At 67.4% G+C, this 3828-nt stretch carries 3 protein-coding genes; 1 reads left to right on the forward strand and 2 read right to left on the reverse strand.

All coding sequences use genetic code 11. The features are described 5' to 3' along the window. A partial coding sequence (locus tag AC3AYF_RS08340) for a VWA domain-containing protein (protein WP_487779614.1) occupies positions 1-1519 on the reverse strand: 1519 nt, incomplete at its 3' end. Positions 1520-1610: 91 nt separating this feature from the next. Continuing rightward, a complete protein-coding gene (locus AC3AYF_RS08345; RefSeq protein WP_295038447.1) occupies positions 1611-2090 on the reverse strand; it encodes a hypothetical protein in 480 nt (159 codons plus the stop codon). A gap of 190 nt (positions 2091-2280) precedes the next feature. On the opposite strand from AC3AYF_RS08345, the gene AC3AYF_RS08350 reads away from it, so the two are divergent. Next, the coding region (locus AC3AYF_RS08350; RefSeq protein ID WP_487779615.1) for a prolyl oligopeptidase family serine peptidase at positions 2281-3828 on the forward strand (1548 nt) is incomplete at its 3' end.

Genomic DNA, 3828 nt, shown 5'->3' on the forward strand with positions numbered 1-3828 from the left:
GTTCGAGATCCGCGCCGCTCAGCCCGACGGAGGCTTCGGGATTGAGCCGCACGACCGGCAGCTCGAAGTGCAGCGTGCGTCCGTCGACACGGGCGTCGGCGGCAATGGTGACCGGCAGCGACTGGCCTGGATCGGTCCGCGGCACCGCAATCGTCCACTCCCGCTCCCCGCTCCGACGCACATCGAGTGGCCTGCCGGTGAGGCTTGCACTGAGTTGGGTATTGTTGACGTCCAGATCGGGATGATTGGCATGCACGACGATCTGCGAGCCGTCCTCGCTCAGCACGGCACTCAGTGCGGCCACCACGTTGACCGTCTGCACCTGCTGGCGAATCATGCGATCGCTGCGCGCGGTGATCGTCAGCCGGGCGTTGCCGAGCTGGTCGACCCCTGGCAGATCACCACGGAAATGGTCGTCGGACGGTTCCAGCGGCGTCCCGGCGAGGACGGCCCCGTCCAGCTCCTTCAGCTCAGCCCGAACGCTGAGTCCGTCGGGCCGACTGTCCGCTCCCAGCGTTTCGCCGTCCGCGGCCAGCCAGACGTCCAGCGGCGTGGAAAAGCCGCGATAGAGCGTTGCCGGAAGCGGTGCACTGCGCAGCATGGTATCGGCGTGAATGCCGATACGGCTATCGCCACCGATGTCGCCCTCGATTCGCCACTCTCCGGGGGCCGGATCGGGCACGGTGACGAGGTCGTAACGATCGCTGCTCTGCCACTCCACGGTCCCCGGATGATCGCCGCGGGAGTAGCGCTGGCCATCGGGTCCCACCAGCACCGGCGAATCGACGCCCGGATCGTGGAACAGCAGCGCGTTGAATTCGTCGATGTCGTCATCGACGTTGAACCGCTGCTGTCCGTCGATGGGAATCTGGTCGCCCGGCAGGATGCGATCGAGAACGTCCAGGAAGGCACGCAGCAGCTCTTCCGGCGTGTCGGCGACCGCCGCCAGTCCGCCGGTGGCCTGCGCGACCTGCTCGAGCAGCGGCAGATCGACATTGTTGGAGAGCGCGATGGCGTGGACGACGACGCCACGACCGGCAAGCTCCGGCGACAACTCGTCGATGATGCGTTGGCGCGATGCCCTGTCGCGCTGCGCCTTGTCGCTGCCGGACGCCGGCAGGTCGACCATCCCATCGGTCAGCAGGATCAGGTGCCGGTTGGCACTGTCCGGCGCGGCATCGGCCGCCTGGCGCAGCGCCCGCTCGATGTCCGTGAACTGCTGATAGTCGGTCAACCGCGGCGAGAGGCTGGCCACGCGGCCGCGCCAGGCGGCCGCCACCGCGCCGCTCGGGAGGGGATTGGAGACGGTGGTGCCGAAGGTCCAGATCGAGGCCCGAGCGCTTGGCGGCAGCAGGGTCGCGGCGAAGCCCAGGGCGTTGGCCCGCAGGTTCTGCGGATCGTTCTGCTTCATGCTGCCGGAAACGTCGACGACGATCCGCACGTCCGGCGCGGACTGCGCCAGCGCCCAGGTTGGGGCGAACCCCGTTGCCAGCAGTACGATCAACAACAACGCACGCATCTCTCGCTTCCTTGTCGAAACACACGCCGAGAACGAGGTCACGCCGCCCTCGTCCAGCAACATCGTTGGATAGTCATTCGATCCGCGGAAATCAGTTGACCATCGGCTCGCGCCGACCACCCGGCTTGCCACGGGCGTGGCCACGCTTGTTGCTAGCCCGCGCCGGGGAGCCCTGCTTCCGATCCTGCTTCCGATCCTGACCGGAGCCGCCATCGGCGTCGTCGTGGCGGCGCCGCAGCAGACGCCACGCCACCAGGCCCAGCGCGCCACCGATCGCGGCTCCGACCAGCAACAGTGGCATAGCGCCGGCGACCTGACCGCCATCGTGCTGGATGACGCCGACAGCCATCACCACGATGGCCGGGGCCAGACCGGAGTAGGTCGCCCCCGGCTGCAACAGCGGCAGCGAGAACGGCGCCACCATCCACAACCCGCCAGCGACGACGCCGACCAGAATCAGCCGCGGCAACAGCGGCAGCCACCGCACCCCCAGGTAACCGGTTACCAGAACGATCAGGGAGAGTGCGCCATAACTCAGCCAGAGCTGCGGCAGCGAATCGGAAAACAGCATGGTAATGACTCTCGATTCATACGATTTGCCACATGGTACACTCCAACCAGGCAAAGCACAGCCGCGCCCGCGCGATCGGGTGCGCGATTCGATCCCGAACCGCCGGTACACCGCCGCCCCTGAGCGCCAGCCCGGGAGGGCGGCGCCCGTTCCCCGACAGCTCCAGCCCTCAAGGATCCCGCACAGCCCCATGTCCCGCTCGCAGACCACCCAAGCGCCCCCCGCCGTTCACTTCCGCCGCAGTGACGATCCCGACTGGCACTGGCTGGAGTCACGTGACGACCCTCAGGTCAAAGCGTTCCTGCGCGCGGCCAATCGCGAGAGCGATGCCTTCTTCTCTCCCCTCGCGTCGCTGGAGAATGCCCTGTACGACGGACATCTGGCGCGACGCGAGCTCCAGGTCACCGGCTTGCCGACGGCCCTGGAACGCTTTCGCTACTGGAGCGAAACGGCCAGCGACGCCGACTATCCACTGTGGTGGCGTCAGGCGATGGACGGTACCGGCCCCGCCGAGCTGCTGCTCGACCTCGAGTCACGCTCGGAAGCCCACGACTTCCTCGAGCTGGGCGACATGGCGATCTCGTCGGACGAGCAGTGGCTGGCCTGGACCGAGGATGCCAGCGGCAACGAATATTTCGACCTCTATCTGAAACGGTTACCGGACGGCGAGCCGGTCCGCCTGCGCCGCCGCATCGGCCCGGATCTGGTGTGGGCGGAGGACAACCGCACGCTACTGTTCACCCGCTACGACGCCACGCAGCGCCCCGCCAGCGTATGGCTGCTGCGGCCCGAGGACGACCACTGCGAGAAGATCTTCGAAGAGAGCGATGTCGAATTCTGGGTCGGCGTGGGCAAGACGCGCTCTCGCCAATGGCTGATCGTGGAGACGGCCTCCAAGGACACCGCCGAATGCCACCTGATCCCGGCCGATGCACCTGGCACCCCGCCCCGCTGCGTCCGCCCGCGGGAAGCGGGGGTCGAGTATGGCCTGGAGCACCGCAACGATACCTTCTACGTACTGCACAATCGCGATGCCTCTCACTTCCGCCTGGACACCGCTCCGGCGTCTCGCCCGTCGAGCTGGACCCCACTCGTACCGCATCGCGACGACGTCACCCTCGAGGGCATCGACGCTTTCGCCTGGGGGCTGGTGATTACCGAGCGTGACCATCACGAGGCCCAGGTGTACCTGCGCGTAATCGAACTCCCGGATGAGGGGTCGTCGGAGGACGACACCCGGCGGCCGGAGGAGCCGCTAGGCTTGCGACTGCCGCTTCCCGAGGCCCCTTGCAGCCTCGCACTCGGCGACACCCCCGACTTCCATACCCGCAAACTTCACCTGCGCGAAGAGTCGTTCACCCTGCCGGTGCGATGGGTCGAGCATGACCTGGACAGCGGCGAGCAGCGCGTTCTCAAGACGCAGCCGCTGTACGGTGATCTGCAGCCCCGGGACCTGGTCTGCCAGAGGCTGTGGGCCGCGGGTCATGACGGGGAGCGCATTCCCGTCTCGGTGGTGGCCAGAGCCGACATGCTGGGCAAGGCGCCGATGCCGACGCTGCTCTACGGCTACGGCGCCTACGGCGAGGTACTCGACCCCTGGTTCTCGATCGCGCGCCTGGAACTGCTCTCTCGTGGCGTCGCGTTCGCCGTCGCCCATGTCCGCGGCGGTGGTGACCGCGGCGAGCCCTGGTACCTGGCGGGCAAGCTCGAGTACAAGGAAAACAGCTTCAGGGACTTT

The organism is Salinicola sp., from assembly GCF_982684285.1.

Excerpts from the sequence above, each read along its gene's own strand:
- AC3AYF_RS08345 (WP_295038447.1), bottom strand. The coding sequence starts at position 2,090 with ATGCTGTTTTCCGATTCGCTGCCGCAGCTCTGGCTGAGTTATGGCGCA.